Source organism: Verrucosispora sp. WMMC514 (genome assembly GCF_027497295.1).
GTDB lineage: Bacteria > Actinomycetota > Actinomycetes > Mycobacteriales > Micromonosporaceae > Micromonospora > Micromonospora palythoicola.
Genome location: NZ_CP114906.1, coordinates 2,738,035 through 2,760,529, shown reverse-complemented (window position 1 = coordinate 2,760,529; position 22,495 = coordinate 2,738,035). Strand labels below are relative to the sequence as shown.

General features: G+C 72.3%; 20 protein-coding genes. 10 read left to right on the top strand and 10 right to left on the bottom strand.

What is annotated here, in order from left to right:
- Positions 1 to 81: 81 nt before the first annotated feature.
- From O7597_RS12335 to clpB, 5 genes are all read right to left on the bottom strand, one after another.
- Entirely contained in the window at positions 82 to 909 is an 828-nt protein-coding gene (locus tag O7597_RS12335) for a hypothetical protein (RefSeq protein ID WP_269740438.1), read from the bottom strand.
- A 130-nt stretch (positions 910 to 1,039) separates the two neighbouring features.
- Positions 1,040 to 1,642, bottom strand: a complete 603-nt coding sequence (locus O7597_RS12330) for a DUF4178 domain-containing protein (protein WP_269740439.1) — start codon at positions 1,640 to 1,642, stop codon at positions 1,040 to 1,042.
- A 72-nt stretch (positions 1,643 to 1,714) separates the two neighbouring features.
- Entirely contained in the window at positions 1,715 to 2,725 is a 1,011-nt protein-coding gene (locus tag O7597_RS12325) for a hypothetical protein (protein ID WP_281582767.1), read from the bottom strand.
- Positions 2,726 to 2,795: 70 nt separating this feature from the next.
- Positions 2,796 to 3,176 carry a hypothetical protein gene (locus O7597_RS12320; protein ID WP_281582766.1) on the bottom strand — a complete coding sequence of 127 codons (381 nt, stop codon included), beginning with the start codon at positions 3,174 to 3,176 and terminating at the stop codon, positions 2,796 to 2,798.
- A gap of 62 nt (positions 3,177 to 3,238) precedes the next feature.
- A complete protein-coding gene (gene clpB / locus O7597_RS12315; RefSeq protein ID WP_281582765.1) occupies positions 3,239 to 5,830 on the bottom strand; it encodes an ATP-dependent chaperone ClpB in 2,592 nt (863 codons plus the stop codon).
- A 162-nt stretch (positions 5,831 to 5,992) separates the two neighbouring features.
- Between clpB and O7597_RS12310 the strand changes: the two genes are divergently transcribed.
- From O7597_RS12310 to O7597_RS12295, 4 genes are all read left to right on the top strand, one after another.
- Positions 5,993 to 6,565: a hypothetical protein gene (locus O7597_RS12310; protein ID WP_281582764.1), complete on the top strand. Its 573-nt coding sequence runs from the start codon at positions 5,993 to 5,995 to the stop codon at positions 6,563 to 6,565.
- An 80-nt stretch (positions 6,566 to 6,645) separates the two neighbouring features.
- On the top strand, positions 6,646 to 7,146 hold the full coding sequence (locus O7597_RS12305; RefSeq protein ID WP_281582763.1) for a cation:proton antiporter regulatory subunit: 501 nt from the start codon (positions 6,646 to 6,648) through the stop codon (positions 7,144 to 7,146).
- Between the two features lie 7 nt (positions 7,147 to 7,153).
- Positions 7,154 to 8,365 (top strand): cation:proton antiporter, encoded by a 1,212-nt coding sequence (locus tag O7597_RS12300; RefSeq protein WP_281582762.1) that lies wholly within the window; start codon positions 7,154 to 7,156, stop codon positions 8,363 to 8,365.
- Between the two features lie 169 nt (positions 8,366 to 8,534).
- Entirely contained in the window at positions 8,535 to 8,963 is a 429-nt protein-coding gene (locus tag O7597_RS12295; protein WP_281582761.1) for a hypothetical protein, read from the top strand.
- A gap of 56 nt (positions 8,964 to 9,019) precedes the next feature.
- Here O7597_RS12295 and O7597_RS12290 read toward each other — a convergent pair whose 3' ends face one another.
- The 5 genes from O7597_RS12290 to dnaK all read right to left on the bottom strand — a co-directional run bounded on the left by O7597_RS12290 (position 9,020) and on the right by dnaK (position 13,848).
- Entirely contained in the window at positions 9,020 to 9,256 is a 237-nt protein-coding gene (locus O7597_RS12290) for a hypothetical protein (protein WP_269740445.1), read from the bottom strand.
- 179 nt (positions 9,257 to 9,435) lie between these two features.
- A complete protein-coding gene (locus O7597_RS12285) occupies positions 9,436 to 9,873 on the bottom strand; it encodes a MerR family transcriptional regulator (RefSeq protein ID WP_164446726.1) in 438 nt (145 codons plus the stop codon).
- Positions 9,874 to 9,901: 28 nt separating this feature from the next.
- Positions 9,902 to 11,077, bottom strand: coding sequence for a molecular chaperone DnaJ (dnaJ, locus tag O7597_RS12280; RefSeq protein WP_281582760.1), 1,176 nt, complete (start codon positions 11,075 to 11,077; stop codon positions 9,902 to 9,904).
- A gap of 85 nt (positions 11,078 to 11,162) precedes the next feature.
- The gene (grpE, locus tag O7597_RS12275) at positions 11,163 to 11,924 is read right to left on the bottom strand and encodes a nucleotide exchange factor GrpE (protein WP_281582759.1); all 762 of its coding nucleotides are present in this window, start codon (positions 11,922 to 11,924) and stop codon (positions 11,163 to 11,165) included.
- 46 nt (positions 11,925 to 11,970) lie between these two features.
- Positions 11,971 to 13,848, bottom strand: coding sequence for a molecular chaperone DnaK (gene dnaK, locus O7597_RS12270; RefSeq protein ID WP_269740449.1), 1,878 nt, complete (start codon positions 13,846 to 13,848; stop codon positions 11,971 to 11,973).
- Positions 13,849 to 14,068: 220 nt separating this feature from the next.
- On the opposite strand from dnaK, the gene O7597_RS12265 reads away from it, so the two are divergent.
- The 6 genes from O7597_RS12265 (at position 14,069) to O7597_RS12240 (ending at position 22,493) form a co-directional block, all read left to right on the top strand.
- On the top strand, positions 14,069 to 15,934 hold the full coding sequence (locus O7597_RS12265) for a GTPase domain-containing protein (RefSeq protein WP_269740450.1): 1,866 nt from the start codon (positions 14,069 to 14,071) through the stop codon (positions 15,932 to 15,934).
- Positions 15,935 to 15,939: 5 nt separating this feature from the next.
- The gene (locus O7597_RS12260) at positions 15,940 to 17,616 is read left to right on the top strand and encodes a GTPase (RefSeq protein WP_281583240.1); all 1,677 of its coding nucleotides are present in this window, start codon (positions 15,940 to 15,942) and stop codon (positions 17,614 to 17,616) included.
- Between the two features lie 50 nt (positions 17,617 to 17,666).
- Positions 17,667 to 18,887 (top strand): hypothetical protein, encoded by a 1,221-nt coding sequence (locus O7597_RS12255; protein ID WP_269740451.1) that lies wholly within the window; start codon positions 17,667 to 17,669, stop codon positions 18,885 to 18,887.
- Positions 18,888 to 19,023: 136 nt separating this feature from the next.
- The gene (locus tag O7597_RS12250; RefSeq protein WP_281582758.1) at positions 19,024 to 19,692 is read left to right on the top strand and encodes a hypothetical protein; all 669 of its coding nucleotides are present in this window, start codon (positions 19,024 to 19,026) and stop codon (positions 19,690 to 19,692) included.
- Between the two features lie 636 nt (positions 19,693 to 20,328).
- Positions 20,329 to 21,504 (top strand): pyruvate dehydrogenase (acetyl-transferring) E1 component subunit alpha, encoded by a 1,176-nt coding sequence (pdhA, locus tag O7597_RS12245; protein ID WP_269740453.1) that lies wholly within the window; start codon positions 20,329 to 20,331, stop codon positions 21,502 to 21,504.
- Positions 21,504 to 22,493, top strand: coding sequence for an alpha-ketoacid dehydrogenase subunit beta (locus tag O7597_RS12240; protein ID WP_281582757.1), 990 nt, complete (start codon positions 21,504 to 21,506; stop codon positions 22,491 to 22,493). Before pdhA ends, O7597_RS12240 begins: the two co-directional genes overlap by 1 nt.
- The last annotated feature ends 2 nt before the right edge of the window (positions 22,494 to 22,495 follow it).

Here is a 22,495-nt window from a genome sequence, read left to right as displayed (position 1 = left end):
CCGACTCCAACGCCGCCGGTCGTCGGCTGGACCGGGCGCGGCCCGGTGAACGTTTCTGGACACCGCACTAGCCACCGAGGGTCAGCCGGGGCGGTCGGTGGGCGGCTGCGTGCCGGGCTGCTCCGGACCGTCGGCCGGCGGGGTCTGCCCGCTCGGCTGGCCGCCCGGGTCGCCGGCCGCTGGCTGGCCACCGGTGGCCGGCGGATAGCCGGGCTCGGCCGGCTGCTGCGGGGTGGCCGGGTAACCGGGCTCGCCCGGCGTGGTGCCCGGGTAACCGGGGGCCGGCGGATAGCCGGGCTGGCTCGGGTACGCACCGCCGGGCGTCGGCGGCTCCCACTGCTGGGTCGGCTTGCGGAAGAACTCGTTCGCCTTCGGCAGTGCCAGCAGGATCAGCGCCACCAGCAGCGAGATCAGGCTGATCACCCCGAGCAGGATGCTGACCGGGGTGGTCCAGCTGGGCAACGCGTCTTCCAGCCGGCGCTGGATCTCCTCACCGCTGGGCATGTCACCGCTGGTGTCGCCGGGCGTGCCCAGGTTGCCGGCGAACCCGCTCAGCTGGCCGAACCCGATGCAGCAGAAGAGGATGCCACCGACGATCCAGGTGGCGATCCGGGCGCCGTTCTTGCCGCGCAGGTTCAGCAGTCCCAGGCCGAACAGCGCGAACGCCGCCACCAGCAGGAAAATGGCGGTGCCGACGCTGACGAGGACCACGACGTCGGCGACGTTCTGCGCCCCCTCGACGGTGGAGTCGCGGTAGGCGTCCTCCATCACGTCGCGGACGGTGCCGATGGTGGACAGCGAGATGATCACGCTGATCAGTTGGCAGATCGCGAACAGCAACAGCAGGTAGGTGGATATCGTCACCACGCCCGGTCGCGACCGGGCCGGGGTGTTCTGAGGATCGACCATCTTTCTCCCTTCCTGGAACGCGCTTCACCGTATCGGCAACGGGCCATTCCGGCACGACGCGACGCCGACCGGTGGGCGCGTCACCGGCCAGCCGGTCGGTCGGGATCGATCAGAAGGCCGTTGCCCCCGCTCAGGAGTCGCTCTGCGGGTGGACGGTCACCCCGTCGCCGTCCAGCCGTTCACCACGGGCCATCTCCCAGCCCGCCTCGCCGTACGCCTCGAAGGTCAGCCGCGCCCCGCCCGGGGCCCGATAGTCGTGGTAGCGCATGGTGCCGCTCGGCGTCAGTCCGATGGATCCGGATGCGGTGTACCGAGCCTGGCCCGACTCGTGCCAGCTGTAGCTCCGCCCGCCGGACCTCACCACCGGCGCCCCCGGCGTGACGGTCGCGTCACGCGGCGCCGACTCCCACAGCACCAGTTCGAACGCGGGGCTCTCGGCGACCGAGAGCCGACGCCGACCACCGTGCTCGTCCAGGTCGTCGAGGAGGTGCTCGGCCCACCTCCACTCGCCCTCCACCAAGCGGATCGACCCCCGCACGGCATAGCTGGCGTCACCGATCTCGACGATGTCCCCGACCTCGATCCGCCTCGGGTCACGTCGCTGCCCGCCGCCGTGCCCCTGCTGCGGGCGACGGTCCGCCGTCGACCGGCCACGCCACCAACGCAGCGCGAACCCGGCGACGGCCAGCCCGGCCAGGCAGCCGGCCACCAGGTACACCGTCGTCCCGTCCACCGGTCACCTCCCGAGACAGTTCGGCGGAGACGTCGACCATGATCCGGGCAGGTGGCGCCCGCCGCCACCCGGCTACCGGTCGGCCTGATCCACCCCGCCGGAACCCGCACCGCCCGGCTCACCACCGCCGGGGGCCGCCGACCCGTCCGACGTGGGTGGATCAGGCGGAGTCTGCGGGTCGGTCGGCGGGGCCGCCTGGTGCGGGAAGTGCCCGGCCGGGTCCGGACCGGGCACGCGGTACCCGGGCATCGCATACCCCGCATCAGGGGCCCCATACCAGGGCGGTGACGGATAACCCGGCGGATACCCGGGCTGCGGTGCGTGACCGTACGGCGCGGGATGGGCGGGGTGGCCCATGGGCACGGGGTAGCCGACCAGGTAGGCGTTCGGTATTTCGCGCCCGGGCAGCGGCCAGGCCGGCGCGGGGTCGGTGCGGGGCACGAACCAGCGGTGCGCCGGCGGCAGCGCCAGCAGCAGCACCACCGCCGCCGTGAGCAGGAACACCAGCAGCACACCGAGACCCGTCAACGGGAGGAACACCTCGAACGCGTTCGGCTGGTCGTACAGGGCCTCCATGAAGTTCGACTCAGACCAGAATTCGTCGTCCGGCGGCGGAACCTCCTCCGGATAGGTCTCGTCGACGTACGGCCCGTCGGTCAGTGCGAACGCCAGACCGAACGGGACCAGGAACGCGCCGGCACAGCCCTGGACGACGCAGAGCAGCAGTTGGAGGCCGCCGGCCACGAAGACCATCACCCGGGCGGTGTTGCTGCCCCGGAGCACCCAGCCTGACGTGAGCCCCAACCAGAGCGCCAGCAGCAGGGCCGGCACACCGAAAACCGTCGCCATCATGACGGTGTTCCAGCGCTCCGCGCGTACCTCGTCCGGGTCGGCGTCGGGCACCTGCCGCAGCGCCTTGTCGATCGCGTCGTTCCAGTCGACCGCCGCCAACACCAGCAGGGTGACGAGGCCGAGCAGGATCAGCACGGTGGCCAGTTGCAGCCAGAAGGCCACGGTGACGGTACCGGGGCGCGGCGGCCGGGGCGGGGGTACGGCTGCCGACGGTTCGGCGGTCGCGGTCATGTCGCGGACGGTACGGACCGTTGGCAAGCCTCCGGCAGCTCCGTTCGGCTGAATCCGAACGGCGGTCGGATCAGGTGGCGGCGAGCCGCTCGACGGCGTACGCGCCCACCGTGGTGCTTCCCATCACGCAGCCGGTCATGGTGCTCAGCTCCGCGGCGTCGCCGCGCAGCGCCGTCCAGGCCGCCTGCCCGGCCGCCGGGTCGAGCCGCTCCAGCAGGGTGGCGGCGTACACGCGACCCGCGGGGGCGCCGCCGGTCAGCAGCCGGTCGAGCAGGTCGCGTACCTCCTCCGGTCGGTCGGTCACGGCCGCCGCGACGCGCTGGTACGCCTCGGTCTCGGGCAGCAACGTGCCCGCGATCCCGACCCGACCGAACGCCAACGTGTTGGCGTGACCGAGTTCCGCGACGGCTCTCGCCAGCTCCGACTCCTTCTTGCGGCGCATCCCGAACATCTCTCCATCCTCGCCCCGGAAGCCCGCCTCCGCTCGTCGGAGGCGGGCCCGGCGCGACGGGTTCAGCTGGAGGTGACCGACAGACCGTCCTTGCTGTCCCGCAGGTCGACCCGCACCGTGTCGCCGTCGCGGACCTCGCCGGCGAGCAGCGCCCTGGCGAGTTGGTCGCCGATCGCCGACTGGACCAGCCGGCGAAGCGGGCGGGCGCCGTAGATCGGGTCGTACCCGTGCTCGGCGAGCCACCCACGCGCGTCCTCGGTGACGTCCAACGTCAACCGGCGGTCCGCGAGACGCCGGCTCAGCCGCGCCAGTTGGATGTCCACGATGGCCCGCAGGTCGTCGCCGTGCAGGGCGGCGAAGACCACGATGTCGTCGAGCCGGTTGAGAAACTCCGGCTTGAAGTGTGACCGGACCGTGGCCAGGACGCCCTCGCGGCGCTGTTCCTCGGCCAGCGTCAGGTCGCTGATGACCGCCGAACCCAGGTTCGAGGTGAGGATCAGGATGGCGTTGCGGAAGTCGACCGTACGCCCCTGGCCGTCGGTGAGCCGGCCGTCGTCGAGCACCTGGAGCAGGATGTCGAAGACGTCCGGGTGGGCCTTCTCCACCTCGTCGAGCAGGACCACCGAATACGGCCGGCGGCGCACCGCCTCGGTGAGCTGGCCGCCCTCCTCGTAACCGATGTAGCCGGGCGGTGCGCCGACCAGGCGGGCCACCGAGTGCTTCTCGCCGTACTCGCTCATGTCGATGCGGACCATCGCCCGCTCGTCGTCGAAGAGGAACTCGGCCAGCGCCTTGGCCAGCTCGGTCTTGCCGACACCGGTCGGGCCGAGGAAGAGGAAACTGCCGGTCGGGCGGTCCGGATCGGCGACTCCGGCCCGCGCGCGTCGGACGGCGTCCGAGACCGCGGCGACCGCCTCGGACTGGCCGACCACGCGTCCGCGCAGCGACTCCTCCATCCGCAGCAGCTTGGCGGTCTCACCCTCCAGCAGCCGGCCGGCGGGGATGCCGGTCCAGGAGGCGACCACGGCGGCGATGTCGTCCGCGCCGACCTCCTCCTTGAGCATCGCGCCGGCGGACTGCAGCCGGGCCAGTTCCTCCTCGGCGGTGGCCAGGTCGGCCTGGAGCGCCGGGATCCGGCCGTACCGCAGCTCGGCGGCGCGTTCCAGTTCGCCGTCGCGCTCGGCCCGTTCCGCCTCGCCGCCGAGCCGTTCCAGCTCCTCCTTGGCGGTGGAGAGCTTGGTGATGTGGCTCTTCTCCAACTGCCACCGCTCGGACAGGGCGGTGAGCTGCTCACGCTTGTCGGCCAGCTCCTTGCGTAGCCGCTCCAGTCGCTCGGCGGAGGCGGCGTCCGGCTCCTTGGCCAGCGCCATCTCCTCGATCTCCAGCCGGCGCACCGCGCGCTCGATCTCGTCCACCTCGACCGGCCGGGAGTCGATCTCCATCCGGAGCCGGGAGGCGGACTCGTCGACCAGGTCGATCGCCTTGTCCGGCAGGAACCGGTCGGTGATGTACCGGTCGGAGAGGGCGGCGGCGGCGACCAGCGCGGCGTCGGTGATGCGTACGCCGTGGTGCACCTCGTAGCGCTCCTTGAGCCCGCGCAGGATGCCGATGGTGTCCTCGACGGTGGGCTCACCGACCAGCACCGGCTGGAAGCGCCGCTCCAGGGCCGGGTCCTTCTCGATGTGCTCGCGGTACTCGTCGAGTGTGGTCGCGCCGACCATGCGCAGCTCACCGCGGGCCAGCATCGGCTTGAGCATGTTGCCGGCGTCCATCGAGCCCTCGCCCTTACCGGCGCCGACGACGGTGTGCAGCTCGTCGAGGAAGGTGATGACCTGCCCGTCGGAGTTCTTGATCTCCTCCAGGACGGACTTCAACCGCTCCTCGAACTGCCCCCGGTACGACGCGCCGGCCACCATCGCGCCGAGGTCGAGCGAGACCAGCTTCTTGTCCCGCAGCGACTCCGGCACGTCACCGGCCACGATCCGCTGGGCCAGGCCCTCGACGATGGCGGTCTTACCCACGCCGGGCTCGCCGATCAGCACCGGGTTGTTCTTGGTGCGCCGGGACAGCACCTGGATCACCCGACGGATCTCGGAGTCCCGCCCGATCACCGGATCGATCTTGCCGTCCCGGGCGCTGGCGGTCAGGTCCACGCCGTACTTGGTCAGCGCCTGGTAGGTCTGCTCCGGGTCGGCGGTGGTCACCCGACGATCACCGCCGCGTACCGTCGGGAAGGCGGCGACCAGGCTCTCCTCGGTGGCACCGGCGGTCTTGAGCGCGGCGGACACGGCCCCGCCGACCCGGGCCAGCCCGGCGAGCAGGTGCTCGGTGGAGGTGTATTCGTCGCCCAGGGGGCGGGCAATCTGCTCGGCGGCACCGATGGCGTTGACGAACTCGCGGGCCAATGTCGGCTCGGCGATGCTGGACCCGCGGGCGGCGGGCAGCCCGTCGACGGAGCGCTGGGTGGTGCGGCGCAGCTCGGTCGGGTCGGCCCCGACGGCGCGCAGCAGGCCGGCAGCGGTCGAGCCCTCGGTGTCCAGCAGCGACAGCAGCAGGTGCCACGGTTCGACGGTGGCGTGCCCCCGCTGGTTCGCCAGGGCGACGGCGCCGGTGATGGTCTCGCGGCTCTTGGTGGTGAGGCGTTCGGTGTTCATGGGCTCCCCTGGATCGGTGTGTCCACTGGTACCGACAGAACCAGAGTTGAGTCTATTCCACTCAACCTGAGCGGTGTGAGCTGTATCACTTGTCGCACGTCACTCCATCGATCGACCCTCGCCGAGGAGGCCTTCCGATTCGATCAGGGGTGGAGGGAGGGCATGCAGATCGACGTGACGAGATGGCTGTCCCTGGTGACCCGGGACGCGGTGGCGTCGGCGACCGCGACCGTCGGCACGACCGGTCCGGACGGCACCGTCCAGCACCTGTCCGAACACCGGCTGGCCGCTTCCGGCCTGCTGCGCTGGTCGTACACCGTCAGCGACGCCGACGGCGAGGTGCACCGCCGCTGCGACGGCCGGCACCTGGTGCAGGTGAGCGGCGACGGCGAGCAGCTCAGCTCCCCGGTGCCGGAGGAGGACTCGCGGGACGACCCCCGGTACTTCTACTCGTGGCCGGCGGTCGTGGACGCCTGGTTGGTGGAGATGCTCCGCCCGGTGGACCTGCTGTCCCGGGTCGTGGTGTCGGCGGTGACCGAGCCGGACGCCACCGGCCTGGTCCACATCGACGCCAGCCCGCTGGGAAACGAACCGTCGCCGTACCACGGCTTCGCTCTGCCGGACCGCCGGACGCTGCGGATCGTCCTCGACCCCGAGCGGGGCTGCCTGGTCGCGGTGACCGTGAGCCGCGTCGACCGGCCCCCGCTGACCTGCCGGCTCACCGAGCTCGTCTGAGCCGTCAGGCGGCCGGCGCGGATGTCGTACCCGCTGCGCCGGCCCCGTACGTCCGGCGGCGTGCCGGTAGCGTTGCCGGGGTGCGAGTACGTGTCGAACAGACTGCCTTACCGGGGATCGGTGTCCGCCACGAACTGGTGACGGAGTCCGGCCGTCGCCTGGGCGTGGTCTCCCATCGCAATGGCCGTCGGGACCTTGTCCTGTACGACCCGGACGACCCGGACGCCAGCGCGGCGGACATCCCGCTCACCGATGACGAGGCGGAGGCGCTGGCCGACATTCTCGGCGCGTCGCTCATGCTCGGCCAACTCTCCGGGCTACGCGAGCAGGCCGCCGGGCTGCTCACCGAGCAGATCGCCATTCCGGCCTCCTCGCTGTACGTCAACCGGCCGTTGGGGGACACCAAGGCCCGGACCCGCACCGGTGCCTCGATCGTGGCCGTGCTGCGCAACGGCGAGGTGAACGTCTCACCGGCTCCATCGTTCCGGTTCGCCGCGGGCGACGTGGTGGTCGTCGTCGGGACCCGGCACGGCCTCGACGCCGTGACGGCCATCCTCGCCGACGGCGATCCGGACGGCTGAGGCGCGGATGCACGAGACCACGACCCTGCTTGTCGAAGTCGGTGCCCTGCTGTTCCTGCTCGGTCTGCTCGGGCGGCTCAGCCGCCGGATCGGCCTGTCACCGATCCCGCTGTACCTGCTCGCCGGACTCGCCTTCGGCCACGGCGGCATCGTGGAACTCAACGCCAGCGAGGAATTCTTCGCCGTCGGCGCGGAAATCGGCGTGATCCTGCTGCTGGTGATGCTCGGCCTGGAGTACTCGGCCACCGAACTCGTCGGCAACCTGCGGGCATCCGCGCCCGCCGGGCTGATCGACGCCCTGCTCAACGCCTTGCCGGGGGCGGCCTTCGCGCTGCTGCTCGGTTGGGGCTGGGTGTCCGCGGTGGTGCTCGCCGGGATCACCTGGATCTCGTCCTCGGGGGTGATCGCCAAGATCCTCGCCGACCTGGGCCGGCTCGGTAACCGAGAGACACCCGTGGTCCTCTCGGTGCTGGTGATCGAGGATCTGGCGATGGCGTTCTACCTGCCCCTGGTGACCGCCCTGCTGGCCGGCGTGGGCGTGGCGAAGGGCGGCGTCGGTCTGGGCATCGCGGTGGTGACCGTCATCGCGGTGCTCGTGGTCGCCGTCCGGTACGGCAAGCAGATCTCCAGATTCATGTCGGCCAACGACGCCGAGGCGCTGCTGCTCGGTGTGCTCGGGCTGACCCTCCTGGTGGCCGGGATCGCGGCGAAGCTCCAGGTCTCGGCGGCGGTCGGCGCGTTCCTGGTCGGCATCGCGCTGTCCGGCCCGGTCGCCCACCACGCCACCGAACTGCTCACTCCGCTGCGGGACCTGTTCGCCGCCGTGTTCTTCGTCTTCTTCGGCCTGGTCACCGATCCTCGGGGCATCCCGCCGGTGCTGCTGCCGGCGCTGCTGCTCGCGTTCGTGACGATGGGCACGAAGACGTTGACCGGCTACCTGGCGGCCCGGCGGGCCGGGATCGCCGAGCCCGGACGCTGGCGGGCCGGGTTGGCACTCGTACCCCGGGGCGAGTTCTCCATCGTCATCGCCGGGCTGGCGGTGGCCGCCGGCGGCGTCGATCCGCAGCTGGCGGCGCTCGCCACGGCGTACGTACTGATCACGGTGGTGACCGGGCCGATGCTCGCCCGGTTGCCGGATCTGGGTTGGTTCAAGCAGTGGCTGCGGGCCCGGGCCCGGGCCCAACGGGCGCAACGGGCACCGGTGGCCGACCGGGCGTGACCGCTCACCGGCCGGTGAGACCGTCCGGACGACCCCCGTCGACCAACAGATGCCGAATTGCTTCCCGCAGGGTCTACCGGTACTCACCGGTACCGCGTTAACGTGTCGCCCCAGCAGCCAGGTTCCCGGTGGGCGCACGTCCCCGCGGGCGGAAGCGGAAGGTTGGCCGGTGAGCGTGCAGGAGTCAGCGTTCCACGGCTTCGCCAACCCCGTCGATCCGAGCCCGGCGGAGTTGCGAGCGTGGGCCTACCAACCCGACTCGGTCCCGTTGACGTCGATGCCGCCGGACTGGGACCTGCTGGTCTCCGGTGACCGGCTGGTGATGACGCTGTTCGAACTCGCCATGGACACCCGCTGTCCGGCGCGTCGGTTCGCGCTGCACTGCCTCTACATCTACGCCGCCGACGGGATCCGGACGAACTTCCGGGCGCACCCGAAGCGTCGCTTCCGGAAGCTCGTCGACCAGGCCGAGCGCAACGGCGACGAGTTGATGCGTACCTGGGCGCACAACAGCCGGGTACTGCTGACCCGGCCGGAGCTCTTCGTGTACCGGGAGTGGTGCGAGGGCGGGCTGGTCCGGGAGAATCGCCGGCTCTGAACGTGCCGAACGGGCCGGGACCCCCCGTGGCTCCCGGCCCGCACGCCGGCGGATCGTCAGCGCGACCCGCCCCGCTCACGACGGTGCTGGTCACTGCGCACCTGGCCGGCACCACGGCCGACCTGACCGCGGTCGGCGGCGACCCGATCGCCCCGCCCGCTGAACCTGCCCGCCTGGACCTGGTCGGAGACGCGTCCCTTGGTGATCCGGTCGAACCGGCGCTGGACGTCCTCAGCCAGGTCGTCGAGGCGTTGCTCCGTCTGCTCGGCCACCTTCCTCGCCGCTTCCGTCATGGCTCCCCCCGCCAGATCGGAGTCCGGATTGAGTTGGTTTAGACGTTATTTGGAAGGCTAGTCGGGACAACCCGTCCGGCGCTCGGGTTTGCGGAAACACGAGCGACGCAGCGCCGCGGAGACGCCGAAAGGGTGTGGCTCCGCCTGGCGGAGCCACACCCTTTCGGCGATGGCGGGCGTCAGCGCCCGGGGCTGCGTCGGGGACGCCAGACCACCAGAGCGGTCGAGGTCTGGTTGGTGGGTACGAGATCCCGGCCGGGGAAGCGGGCCAGCGACTCCAGCTCGGCCATCCGGCGGTACGCGGCGTCGAGTTCGGCCTCCAGCTGGGCGACCCGCTGCTGCGCCTGCTCCAGCAGTCGCTCCAGCCCGATGATCCGCTTGATCCCGGCGAGGTTGACGCCGTCGTCCTGGCTGAGCCGCTGCACCTCGCGCAGCAGCACCACGTCCCGGACGCTGTACCGCCGACCACCACCGGCCGCCCGGCCGGCCTGCACCAGGCCGAGCCGGTCGTACTGGCGCAGCGTCTGCGGGTGCATCCCCGCCATCCGCGCCGCGACCGAGATCATCAGCACCTTGGCCTCGTATGCCGGGTCATCCGAGCCGACGAACCCGTCCATCCCGCTCACCTCCGCACCGCTTCACCGATCAACCGAACCGACGCACCCGCGCGTCGAGATGTTCCCGGGCCGCCGGCGGGGTCTGCTCGGCGAACGTCTCCAGAGCGGCCCGTGCCTCGTCCGAGATCCGCGCCGGCACCACCACGTCGAGGGTGACCAGCAGGTCGCCGGCCTGACCGTCCCGGCGGCTGACACCCTTGCCCCGGGCACGCAGGATGCGACCGCTCGGCGTACCCGGTGGCACCCGCAGGGTCACCGGACCGTCGAGCGTCGGTACCCGCAGATCGGTGCCGAGCACGGCCTCCGCGAACGTGATCGGCACGGTGAGCGTGAGGTCGTCGCCGGTGCGCCCGAACACCTCGTCCGGCCGGACCTTCACGTGCACGAACAGATCACCCGCCGGGCCGCCGCGCTCACCCGGCTCGCCCCGGCCGGCCAGCCTGATCCGCTGGCCGTCGGCCACCCCGGCAGGAAAGCGGACGTTGAGCGTACGGGTCTTGGTGACCCCGCCGGTGCCCTGGCACTCCGGGCACTTCTCGTCCACCACCGTGCCCACGCCCTGGCAGTTGCGGCAGGGCTCGGAGAAGCTGAACGCGCCCTGGTTCCGGTTGGTGACCCCGGCGCCGTGGCAGACCGGGCAGGTGCGTGGCACGGTGCCGGGCTTGGCGCCGTTGCCGTGGCAGGTGTCGCAGACACCGGGTGCGCGCAGGGTCAGCGGCAGGGTCACGCCGCGTACCGCGTCGTCGAAGTCGAGCGCCACTTCGGTCTCGATGTCCCGGCCCCGGGCCGGGCCTGGCGCGCCCGCACCCCCGCCACCACCGGAGAAGATCGAGCTGAACAGGTCGGAGATGTTGCCACCGGCGAACCGGCCGCCACCCGGCTGCGCGCCACCGAACAGGTCGGAGACGTCGAACGGCGCACCGCCCGGCTGGCCGCCCTGGCGGGCACCACGCCGGAACGCGCCCGAGCCGAAGAGCGAGCGCATCTCGTCGTACTCGCGGCGCTTGGCGTCGTCGCCGAGCACCGCGTACGCCTCGGACACCGCTTTGAAGCGTTCCTCGGCCTTGGCGTCGCCGGGGTTGTGGTCCGGGTGCGACTCGCGGGCCAGCTTGCGGTACGCCTTCTTGATCTCATCAGCCGGCGCGGCCTTGGCCACGCCCAGGACCGCGTAGTAGTCCTTCTCGATCCAGTCCTTCGAACTCACCCGTACACCTCCTCCCCACCGCCGGGCCCGGTCCGCCCCGCCCACCGGGTGTCGGCGGGCGGGGCGGCCGGGTCACCGTCGCGCACTATTCCGGGTCGGCGACCGCGACCAGCGCGGGCCGCAGCAGTCGCTCACCGACCTGGTAGCCCCGGCGCATCACCTGTACGCAGGTCGGCTCGGTGACGTCGGCCGAGGTCTGGTGGGCCACCGCCTCGTGCCGCGTCGGGTCGAACGGGTCGCCCTGCTCGCCGAACGGGGTCAGCCCGAACTTGCCGAGCGCGGTGACGAGCTGCTCGGCCACCGAACCGAAGGGGCCGACCAGGTCGCCGTGCTCCCGAGCGCGGTCGAGATCGTCCAGGATCGGCAGCAGCGCGGCGAGCACGGACCCGGTCGCCTGCTCGGTGACCAGGCCACGGTCGCGCTCGACCCGCTTGCGGTAGTTGGCGTACTCGGCCGACACCCGCTGCACGTCGCGGGTGCGTTCGTCCAGCTCGGCGCGGAGCGCCTCCAGCTCGGCACCCAGCCCGCCGGAAGCGGGCTCGGACGGTTCTCCGACCGGCTGTGCCGGCGCGTCCACAACCGGTGGCCCCTCGGTGGACGCGTCGCTCAGCGCGCTCGCCTCGACCTCGATCGAGTCGACCACGACCTCGGCCTCTTCGACCAGACCTTCCGCCGGCACGTCCGGTCCGGCGTCGGCCGCCGTGCCGTCGGGCTCACGGATTTCACTGATCTTGCGGTTGTTGCGGATGACGACCCGCGGCGCGTCGCCGGTGGCCGGCTCGGACGCCGAGCCACCCGGCGCCGACCCGGTGTCACCCGGGTCGGCGGCTCGTGGCTTCTCCGTCATACGACTACCTCATCCCTCTGCCCGTGCGCTCGGGTGGCCAGGACCGTCACTTCTTGTCCTCGTCCACGATCTCCGCGTCGACCACGTCGTCCGCACCGGGCCGTGCGCCGCCGGCCTGCGCGCCACCGGTCGCGTCGGCGCCACCGGTCGCGCCGGTGCCGGCCTCGCCACCCGGCTGGGCCTGCTCGGCCTGCTGGGCGTAGAGCAGCGAACCCGCCTCCTGGGAGACCTGCGCGAGCCGCTCGTGCGCCGACTTGATCTTCTCGATGTCACTGCCACCGAGAGCGCCACGCAGCTCGCCGAGGGCCTCGTTGAGCTTCTCGCGGTTCTCGGCGGGGAGCTTGTCACCGTTCTCGGCGAGGAACTTCTCGGTCTGCCACTGCAGAGCCTCGGCCACGTTGCGGGTCTCGGCCTCCTCGCGGCGGCGCTTGTCCTCCTCCGCGTGCTCCTCGGCGTCCCGGCGCATCCGCTCGATGTCGTCCTTCGGCAGCGAGGAACCGCCGGTGATCGTCATCTTCTGTTCCTTGCCGGTGCCCAGGTCCTTGGCGTGGACGTTGACGATGCCGTTGGCGTCGATGTCGAAGGTGACCTCGATCTGCGGCACGCCGCGCGGGGCCGGCGGGAGGCCGGTCAGCTCGAAGGTGCCGAGCTTCTTGTTGTACGCGGCGATCTCACGCTCGCCCTGGAAGACCTGGATCAGCACCGACGGCTGGTTGTCGTCGGCGGTGGTGAACACCTCGGAGCGCTTGGTCGGGATGGTGGTGTTGCGCTCGATGAGCTTGGTGAAGATGCCACCCTTGGTCTCGATGCCCAGGCTCAGCGGCGTCACGTCGAGCAGCAGGACGTCCTTGACCTCGCCCTTGAGCACACCGGCCTGCAGGGCGGCACCCACGGCGACGACCTCGTCCGGGTTGACGCCCTTGTTGGGCTCACGGCCGGTGAGCTGCTTGACCAGCTCGGTCACGGCCGGCATCCGGGTCGAGCCACCGACGAGGATCACGTGCTCGACGTCGGAGACCTTGATCCCGGCGTCCTTCACGGCCTGCTCGAACGGGCCCTTGCAGCGGTCCAGCAGGTCCTGCGTCATCCGCTGGAACTCGGCCCGGCTGAGCGTCACGTCCAGGTGCAGCGGGCCAGCGGCACCGGCGGTGATGTACGGCAGGTTGATGTTGCTGGTGGTGGCGGCGGACAGCTCGATCTTGGCCTTCTCGGCGGCCTCCTTGAGCCGCTGCATCGCCATCTTGTCCTGCGACAGGTCGATGCCGTGCTCGCCCCGGAAGGTCTTCACCAGGTGGTCGATGATCCGCTGGTCCCAGTCGTCGCCGCCGAGGAGGTTGTCACCACTCGTCGACTTGACCTCGATGACGCCCTCGGCCAACTCCAGCAGCGACACGTCGAAGGTGCCGCCACCGAGGTCGAAGACCAGGACGGTCTGCTCCTTGGAGCCCTTGTCCAGCCCGTACGCCAGGGCTGCCGCGGTCGGCTCGTTCACGATCCGCAGCACGTTGAAGCCGGCGATCTCACCGGCCTCCTTGGTGGCCTGACGCTGGCCGTCGTTGAAGTAGGCCGGGACGGTGATCACCGCATCGGTGATCTGCTCGCCCAGGTAGGCCTCGGCGTCCCGCTTGAGCTTCATCAGCGTCCGGGCCGAGATCTCCTGCGGGGTGTACTTCTTGCCGTCGATGTCGACGGACCAGTTGGTGCCGATCTCCCGCTTGACCGAGCGGATCGTCCGGTCCGGGTTCGTCACCGCCTGGCGCTTGGCGACCTCACCGACGAGCACCTCGCCGTTACGGGCGAACGCGACGATCGACGGGGTCGTCCGCGAGCCCTCAGCGTTGGCGATGACGGTGGGCTCACCGCCCTCCAGAACGCTGACGCAGGAGTTCGTCGTGCCGAGGTCGATACCGACCGCACGTGCCATCTTCGCTTCCTCGCTTCGTTACGTTGAGCAGGTGACGGGCCCTCCCGTCCCGCTGCGCGGCACCTGCCGTCCGCAGCGACCCCACCTCAAGTTGAGTGAACTTGACTCAATAGTGCCACGCCCCCGGAAATCGTCAAGTCAAGGTTGAGTCGGATCGACGCAACTCACCAGTCCTACCGACCGGTTGTCTTACCTTGTGTCGGTCGGGCACGCTTTAGCGGTGACGACGCACGGCGATCCCGCCTCACCGTCCGGCGCGCCCGCCGTCGCAGCCCGCACCGGGTCCGCCGGCGCCGGCGAGGACCGGCCCGCGCCCACCGGGGACGACACCCTGCCAGACGCCCTGACCAGCCTGCGCGCCGCGATCGGGGCGGCCCGGTTCCCGCTGGCCCTGCCCTCGGCCGAGCTGGCCGCACGCACTGTCGCCGCCCTCGCCGACCAGCTCGACGACTACCTGCTACCCCGCCTGGCCCGCCTCGACGCACCGCTGCTCGTGGTGGTCGGCGGATCCACCGGTGCCGGCAAGTCGACCCTGGTCAACAGCCTGGTGCAGGCCCGGGTCAGCGCTGCCGGCGTGCTGCGACCCACCACCCGGTCGCCGGTGCTGGTCTGCAACCCGGCCGACTCGGCCTGGTTCCGCCGGGGCGAGCTGCTGCCCGGGCTGACCCGCACCAACCAGCCCAGCGACGATCCCCGCACCCTGCACCTGGTCACCGCACCGGCGCTGCCCCCGGGGCTGGCGTTCCTGGACGCCCCCGACATCGACTCGGTGGTCGACGCCAACCGGGCCCTGGCCAACCAACTGCTCGCCGCCGCCGACCTCTGGCTCTTCGTCACCACGGCCGCCCGGTACGCCGACGCCGTCCCCTGGGAGCTGCTGCACAACGCCCGGGCCAGGGGTGCGGTCCTCGCCCTGGTGCTCAACCGGGTGCCCGCGGAGGCGACCGACGAGGTGGCCGCCCATCTCGCCGAGATGCTCGCCGAGCAGGGCCTCGACGCCGCGCCGCTGTTCGTGCTCACGGAGACCTGGATCGACGGGCAGGGGCTGCTACCGGGCCGCAGCACCGCACCGCTGGCCGACTGGTTCGCCCGGCTCGCCGCCGACGCGGAGGCCCGCGCGGCGGTGGTCCGGCAGACCCTCGGCGGCGCGCTGGCCCTGCTGCAACCCACCGTCGAGAGCCTGGCCCTCGCCGTCGACGAGCAGGTCACCGCCGCTGACGCGCTGGACGACCGGGTACGCGCGGCCTACCGGGCCGCGAACCGGACCGTCGACCAGGGCCTGCGCGACGGTCGACTGCTCCGTGGCGAGGTGCTCGCCCGTTGGCAGGAGTTCGTCGGCACCAGCGACCTCTTCCGCACCCTCGAGGCGCGAATCGGCCGGCTGCGGGACCGCGTCATGGCCGCCTTCTCCCGCCGCCCGGTCCCCGCCGTCGAGCTGCGGGACGCGATCGAGTCGCAACTGGTCACCCTGCTGCGGGGGGTGGCCGCCGAGGCGGCCGAGCACGCGTACACCGGATGGAAGGCGCACCCGGCCGGTGCGGCCCTGCTCGAACCCGACCTGGCGCACCACGCGGCCGACCTGCCGCAGCGGGCCGAACGGCTGGTACGCGACTGGCAGCGTGGCGTGCTGGAGCTGGTCCGGGCCGAAGGTGGCGACCGGCGCTTCGTGGCACGGACGGCGGCGTACGCGGTCAACGCCACCGGACTGGCCGTGATGATCGCTGTCTTCGCCTCCACCGCCTTCATCCCGACCGGGCTGGAGGTCGCCACCGGGGCCGGCACCACCCTCGCCGGCCAGGCGGTGCTTCAGGCGATCTTCGGTGATCAGGCCGTGCGTACGCTGGCCAGAAAGGCCCGCGAGGACCTGCTGGAGCGGGTGACGGTGCTGCTGGACGACGAGGCCACCCGCTATCTCACCCGGACGCGGCAGACCCGGCCGCCGGCCCGGACCGCGACGGATCTGCGTCAGGCCGCCGAACGGGTCGAATCGGCCCGGTTGCGCAGCGGCTTCGCCGACGCGGCGCCCGTGCTCAGCACCCGGACGACGGGCGTCGACGCCCCGGTGACCGATGGGGAGCGGCCGTGACCGGCATGGGCGGACGCCTCCGCGAGGCGTTACGGATCGCCGACGGGCGGGTGGACGCCGATCAACTGGTCGCCCGGCTGGAGGCGGTGCGGCGCTTCCTCGGCATCGTCGACGGGCACCTACCGGACACCCCGCTGGTGCCGGCCCGCACCCTTGTCGAACGGGCCGGCACCCGGCTGGCGCTGTCCCGCGACCACACCGTGGTGGCGCTGGCCGGGGCCACCGGCAGCGGCAAGTCGAGTCTGTTCAACGCGATGGCCCGGATGGACCTCTCACCCGTCGGGGTACGCCGGCCCACCACCGGTGTGACGCACGCCTGCGTCTGGGGCCCCCTCGACGGAGGCACCCGGCTGCTCGACTGGCTCGGCGTGCTGCCCCGCCACCGGTTCGTCCGGGAGAGCCTGCTCGACGGCGACGACGAGTCCACGCTGCACGGGCTGATCCTGCTCGACCTGCCGGACTTCGACTCCGTCGAGCACTCGCACCGGTTGGAGGTGGACCGGCTGCTCGGCCTCGTGGACCTGGTGGTCTGGGTGGTCGACCCGCAGAAGTACGCCGACCGGGTGATGCACCGCAGCTACCTCCGCGAGTTCCACCGGCACCGGGACGTGACGGTGGTCGTGCTCAACCAGACCGACCGGCTGCCTCCGGCCGAGGTGCCCCGGGTACTGGCCGACCTGCGCCGCCTGCTCGACGCGGACGGGCTGGCCGAGGTGCCGCTGCTGGCCACCACCGTCGCCGACCCGGACGGCCCGGAGCGGCTGCGGGCGGCGCTGGAACGTACCGTCGCCGAACGACAGGCCGCGCTGCGTCGCCTCTCCGGTGACGTCGACGCCGTCGTCGACGCGCTGGACGACATGGTCGGTGCGCCCCGCACCGCGCTCGCCGCGGACGATCCCGCGGTCACCGCGCTGGACCGTGCCCTGTGCAAGGCGGCGGGCGTGCCGACGGTCGTGGCGGCGGTCGAGCAGGCGTACCGGCATCGCGCCGCGGCGGCCACCGGCTGGCCCCTGCTGCGGCTCTGGCGGCGGCTGCGGGCCGATCCGCTGCGCCGGCTGCATCTGCCCGACCGGCGGGCCGGCGGTGACCCGGCGGAGAGCCTGGTGGCCGCGACCTCGGTACCCGAGCCCAACGCGGCCGACAAGTCGGCGTTGGCGTTGGCGCTGCGGACGGTGGCCGAGCGGGCCGGGGCCGGGCTGCCCAACGCCTGGCCGGACGCGATGGCCGCGGCGGCCCGGTCCCGCCTCGGCGACCTGCCGGACGCCCTGGACGGCGCGCTGGCCAGCGCCGATCTCGGCGTCGACCGTCCCCGTGTCTGGTGGCGACTGGTCGGCGGGGTGCAGTGGCTGGTGACGCTCGCCGCGGCGGCCGGGCTGGGCTGGCTGGTCCTCGGTTACGCGATGCGGGCACTCGGGTTGCCGGAGTTGCGGCACCCGATGGTCGGTGAAGTACCGGTGCCGACCCTGCTGCTGCTCGGTGGACTGCTGACCGGGGCGCTCGTCGCGGCACTGACCCGGCCGCTGGTGAGGTGGGCGGCGCGGCAGGCTCGACAGCGGGCGGAGGCGCGGCTGACCCGGGCCGTCGCCGGTGTCGGCGAACAGCAGGTGCTGGCCCCGGTGCGGGCGGTGATCGCCGCGCACGCCGACGCACGCACCGTCCTCGAAGTGGCCCGGCACCGCTGACCGGCCGCCGAACGTTCCTGGACCCCGCGCGATCGGCGTAGGGTCGAGTCATGGCCACGCCACAGACCCCTTACGAAGCGGTGCTGCACGCCGCACGCGACGTGACCAAGCTCGACTCGGCCCTCGACGCGGAGATGCTCGGTGCGGCCCTGCTCGGCAGCGTGTACGAGGTCGCCGAGACGGACCGGGAGGCGGCGGTGCGCGACTTCGTGGGCGAGTTCCTCGCCGCCACCTCGCGACGACGGGCGGTCGCGGCGACGACGGTCCGGGCCGTCTTCGCGGCCCTGGTGCCGGACGCGGCGGGCGCCGACCGGGTGCGGCCCGGTGCGACCGCGCCGGCCTGGTCCGGGCAGCTCGGCAAGGTGCACGTCACCGGCACCTGGGCGTACGGCGACGTGTACGGCGACCAGACCTCCTACCTGGCCACGTTCGCCTACGACGATGCCACCGGAGGGCCGGAACACGCCCTGGTCGCCCTGATCGACCACAACATCGGCATCACCAAGGACGTCTTCGTCGGCGGTCCGGCCGGCCGGATCCTGGAGCAGGTCAGGCAACTGTGCGACGAGGACGAGCTGACCTGGTTCCGGGAGGAGAGCCCGACCCGGATGCGCGACCAGGTGAGCCGGCATCTCGCCGTGACCGATCATCTGGGCCAGCTGCCCGGTGCCGCCTCACTCGCCACCGACCGGGCACTGGTCGGGGCCCGGCTGGCGGTGCTGCCGGCCGCGACCGCACCACCGCCCCGGCAGGCCGACGACCCGTTGCCCGACGCCGAGCGAGCCGCGGAGATCCGTCGTTTCCTGGGCTCACCGGACGCCGCCCGGGCCGGACTGGATGCGGTCGACGACGCCGAACTGGCCTCGCTGCACTTCTGTCTGGGCCTGCTGCTCGACCACGCCGCCACCTTCCCCGACGCCGACCCGCTGCGGTGGAGCCCGACGGTCGCCGGCCTCTTCCTGCTCGACTGGGTGCACCGCCGCGCCGTACTCGACATGGACGACGCGGCGATGCTGCCCCGGGTACTGCGCGCCTGGGCCGGGTACGCGGCCCACCGGCGCGGGCTGCCCGAGTCGGCGGCTGTCGCCACTGACGCGGCGATCGAGGAGATGGTGCCGGAGTTCGTCCGGCTCTACGCGACCGGCGAGCGGCGCAGCCCGGCCACCGCCGCGGTGGCCCAGTTGATGGCCGACGGCATCGACCCGGACGATCCGGCGGCACTGGACGCCTGGATCGAGGCCAACCGGCACCGTCTCGCCGACGACGGCTGACCCGCACCTACGCGGTCACCGGACCGCCGGACGCACGGCACCGCCGGGCGGTCCGCCGGGCCGGCACCGCGCCCGCAGTCGGGACCGGACGCTGCCGTTGCGCTCGGGTGTGCCGAGCACAGCCGGTTCGGTCACGATGCTTGTCGGTGGGGGCTCCGGCGCGGACCCACCGCCACGCGGCCCCCCCGGCACGGTCGGCGCGGCGGATGCGGAAGGACCGCTGGACGCACTCGGGTCGGTCGTCGGCCCCGGGTCACTCGACGTGGTCGGTTCGGCGGACGCGGAGGGATCGGTCGACGGGCCCGGGCTCGCGGGAGGCGGGTCGCTGGACGCGGTCGGTTCGACCGGGCCGCTCGGATCGGCCGAGGCGGTTGGATCGGCCGAGGCGGTCGGCGTGGGCGAGCCGCTGGTCGGGGCCGGCGCGGGTGTCCGGGTCGGGACGGGCGCCGGGCGAGGGGCCGGTGTGCTGGTGGGTGTCCGGGGGGCGGGCGCGGTCGCCGGCGCGCCGGGGCGACGGGCCGGCGTGTGCTCGACCGGTGGACCGACGATCGTCGGTCGGGGCGTCGGCAGCACGGGGATGACCGGCGGCGCCGCCGGTTCGACCGAGGGCACCGCGGTCACGATGGCGGTCGGCGAGCCACTGGGTGGCGGTGGGACCACCACCGGTCCGACGGAGGGTGTCGGGATGAACGGCGTGCTGCCGTCCGGCAGCGCCGTACTGCCGACCGTCGCGGAGCCGGTGCTGATCGCGGCGAGAACCGGCATCGAGGCGGTGCCCGCGAGCAGCGCCACCGTCAGCAGGTAGCCCCGGGTCGGCCCGGCGGTACGCACGGCCCGGTGCGCACCCACCACGCGCCGGTAGCCGGGCGCCCGATGCCGGCCGAGGACCGGCGCGCCGGGGCCTTCACCTGGTTCGGACACCACGCACCCCCTCGTCGTCACCCCTGGTCGAGGCCGCCGCCCGGGCGCCCTCGCGAGCCTCTCGGAAGCGGGAGCCGACCCGCGCGACCAGCCTGGGGCAGTGACTCTGCGTCAGCCAAGACCACACCGCGTGTCGACACGCGTATCTGGCCGAATGGTGACGAACCACCACCGGAACGGCCGGGAGTCGCTCGACCCGACACTGCGGCACTTCGGGTAACGAAGCGGGCCGGTCACCGGATGCGGGGCGGGCGGGGTGTGGGACGCCTCACCTCTGATGCGAAACTGGAGCCACGGCGGCAGCGCAGCCGCGACCTCCGCGCACCCACGCGGTAGGCGCGACTGGGCACCGGCGCTCCCGAACCGGGTTCGGCCAGAATCCGGCTCATGCCGCGCGGCAACCCCTACCGGGGTCAGGCGCGGCCGCCAGGAACCATCCCGGCACCAGCCGGGACGGGCGCACGAGTCGCGCGGCCGGGTGACCCCCCGGTGCCGACGCAGACACGACAGGGAGAGACGGATGGCAAAGGGCGACCCCGGGGCTCCGGCCCGCGGCCGGCGAGCCGCACCCCGATCCAGGAAGGCCACGACCGGCGATCCGGAGCTGGTGCAGTTGCTCACGCCCTCGGGCGAGCGGATCGAGAGCGTGACCGGCCCGGACGGCACCGAGTACCGCGTCGACTTCACCGACGAGGAGTACCGCGGCCTCTACCGCGACCTGGTGCTCGTCCGCAAGCTGGACGCCGAGGCGACGGCCCTGCAACGACAGGGCGAGCTGGGCATCTGGGCGAGCCTGCTGGGCCAGGAGGCGGCGCAGGTCGGTTCCGGCCGGGCGCTGCGTACGCAGGACATGGCCTTCCCGACCTACCGAGAGCACGGCGTGCTCTACTGCCGTGGCATCGACCCGATCATGCCGCTGGGCCTGTTCCGTGGGGTCGACCAGGGTGGCTGGGACCCGAACGAGTTCAAGTTCAACATGTACACCATCGTGATCGGCGCGCAGACCCTGCACGCCACCGGCTACGCCATGGGCGTCGCGATGGACGGCCGGACCGGCACCGACGACGGTGAGGCGGTGATCGCCTACTTCGGCGACGGCGCCACCAGCCAGGGCGATGTCAACGAGGCGTTCGTCTGGGCCGGCGTGTTCAACTCACCGCTGGTGTTCTTCTGCCAGAACAACCAGTACGCCATCTCCGAGCCGCTGGAGCGGCAGACCCGCATCCCCCTGTACCGGCGGGCCGCCGGCTTCGGGTTCCCCGGCATCCGGGTCGACGGCAACGACGTGCTGGCCACGTACGCGGTGACCCGGCACGCGCTGGACAACGCCCGGCACGGGCAGGGCCCGAGCCTGATCGAGGCGTACACCTACCGGATGGGCGCGCACACCACCTCCGACGACCCGACCCGCTACCGGATCGCCAGCGAGGTCGAGGCGTGGCAGGCCAAGGACCCGATCGCCCGGATGAAGGCGTTCCTGGAGCGGGAGAAGATCGCCGACGCCGGCTTCTTCGGCGAGGTCGACGAGCAGGCTCGCCGCGAGGCGGTGGACCTGCGTGAGCGGGTGCTCGCCATGCCGAACCCGGAGCCGGGCACCATCTTCGACCACGTCTACCCCAACGGGTCGCCGCTGCTCGACCAGCAGCGGGAGCAGTTCAGCCGGTACCTGGAGTCGTTCGAGGGGAGCGTGCACTGATGGCCACGGAGACGCTCACCCTCGGCAAGGCCCTCAACGCCGGCCTGCGCAGGGCGCTCGAGAACGACCCGAAGGTCGTCATCATGGGCGAGGACGTCGGCAAGCTCGGCGGCGTCTTCCGGATCACCGACGGGTTGCAGAAGGACTTCGGTGACCAGCGGGTGATCGACACCCCGCTGGCCGAGTCCGGCATCATCGGCACCGCGGTCGGCCTGGCCATCCGGGGCTACCGTCCGGTCTGCGAGATCCAGTTCGACGGCTTCGTCTACCCCGCGTACGACCAGATCGTGTCGCAGGTGGCGAAGATGCACTACCGCTCGCGGGGCAAGCTCAACATCCCGATGGTGATCCGGATCCCGTTCGGCGGCGGCATCGGCGCGGTGGAGCACCACTCCGAGTCGCCCGAGGCGTACTTCGCGCACACCGCCGGGCTGAAGGTGGTCTCCTGCGCCAACCCGCAGGACGCGTACGTGATGATCCAGCAGGCCATCGCCTCGGACGACCCGATCGTCTTCCTGGAGCCGAAGCGGCGTTACTGGGAGAAGGGGCCGGTCGACCTGGACGCCCCGCTGTCCGAGGCGTACCCGCTGCACGCGGCCCGGGTCGCGCGGACCGGGACCGACGCCACCCTGCTCGCGTACGGCCCGATGGTGCGTACCTGCCTCGACGCGGCGACCGCCGCCGCCGAGGACGGACGGAACCTGGAGGTCATCGACCTGCGCACGCTCTCCCCGCTGGATCTCGGCGTGGTGTACGAGTCGGTGCGCCGTACCGGCCGCGCGGTGGTGGTGCACGAGGCCCCGTCCAACCTGGGCATGGGTGCGGAGGTCGCGGCCCGGATCACCGAGGAGTGCTTCTACTCGCTGGAGTCGCCGGTGCTGCGGGTGGCCGGCTTCGACACCCCCTACCCGGCGGCCCGGGTGGAGGAGGAGTACCTTCCCGACCTCGACCGGGTGCTCGACGCCGTCGACCGCACCTTCGGCTGGTGAGC

Bases quoted from the DNA above. Each gene is read 5' to 3' on its own strand.
- O7597_RS12335 (WP_269740438.1), bottom strand. From the start codon at position 909: ATGGTCGATCCTCAGAACACCCCGGCCCGGTCGCGACCGGGCGTGGTG.
- O7597_RS12325 (WP_281582767.1), bottom strand. From the start codon at position 2,725: ATGACCGCGACCGCCGAACCGTCGGCAGCCGTACCCCCGCCCCGGCCG.
- O7597_RS12320 (WP_281582766.1), bottom strand. From the start codon at position 3,176: ATGTTCGGGATGCGCCGCAAGAAGGAGTCGGAGCTGGCGAGAGCCGTC.
- clpB (WP_281582765.1), bottom strand. From the start codon at position 5,830: ATGAACACCGAACGCCTCACCACCAAGAGCCGCGAGACCATCACCGGC.
- O7597_RS12310 (WP_281582764.1), top strand. From the start codon at position 5,993: ATGCAGATCGACGTGACGAGATGGCTGTCCCTGGTGACCCGGGACGCG.
- O7597_RS12300 (WP_281582762.1), top strand. From the start codon at position 7,154: ATGCACGAGACCACGACCCTGCTTGTCGAAGTCGGTGCCCTGCTGTTC.
- O7597_RS12290 (WP_269740445.1), bottom strand. From the start codon at position 9,256: ATGACGGAAGCGGCGAGGAAGGTGGCCGAGCAGACGGAGCAACGCCTC.
- O7597_RS12285 (WP_164446726.1), bottom strand. From the start codon at position 9,873: ATGGACGGGTTCGTCGGCTCGGATGACCCGGCATACGAGGCCAAGGTG.
- grpE (WP_281582759.1), bottom strand. From the start codon at position 11,924: ATGACGGAGAAGCCACGAGCCGCCGACCCGGGTGACACCGGGTCGGCG.
- dnaK (WP_269740449.1), bottom strand. From the start codon at position 13,848: ATGGCACGTGCGGTCGGTATCGACCTCGGCACGACGAACTCCTGCGTC.
- O7597_RS12260 (WP_281583240.1), top strand. From the start codon at position 15,940: ATGGGCGGACGCCTCCGCGAGGCGTTACGGATCGCCGACGGGCGGGTG.
- O7597_RS12255 (WP_269740451.1), top strand. From the start codon at position 17,667: ATGGCCACGCCACAGACCCCTTACGAAGCGGTGCTGCACGCCGCACGC.
- O7597_RS12250 (WP_281582758.1), top strand. From the start codon at position 19,024: ATGCTTGTCGGTGGGGGCTCCGGCGCGGACCCACCGCCACGCGGCCCC.
- pdhA (WP_269740453.1), top strand. From the start codon at position 20,329: ATGGCAAAGGGCGACCCCGGGGCTCCGGCCCGCGGCCGGCGAGCCGCA.
- O7597_RS12240 (WP_281582757.1), top strand. From the start codon at position 21,504: ATGGCCACGGAGACGCTCACCCTCGGCAAGGCCCTCAACGCCGGCCTG.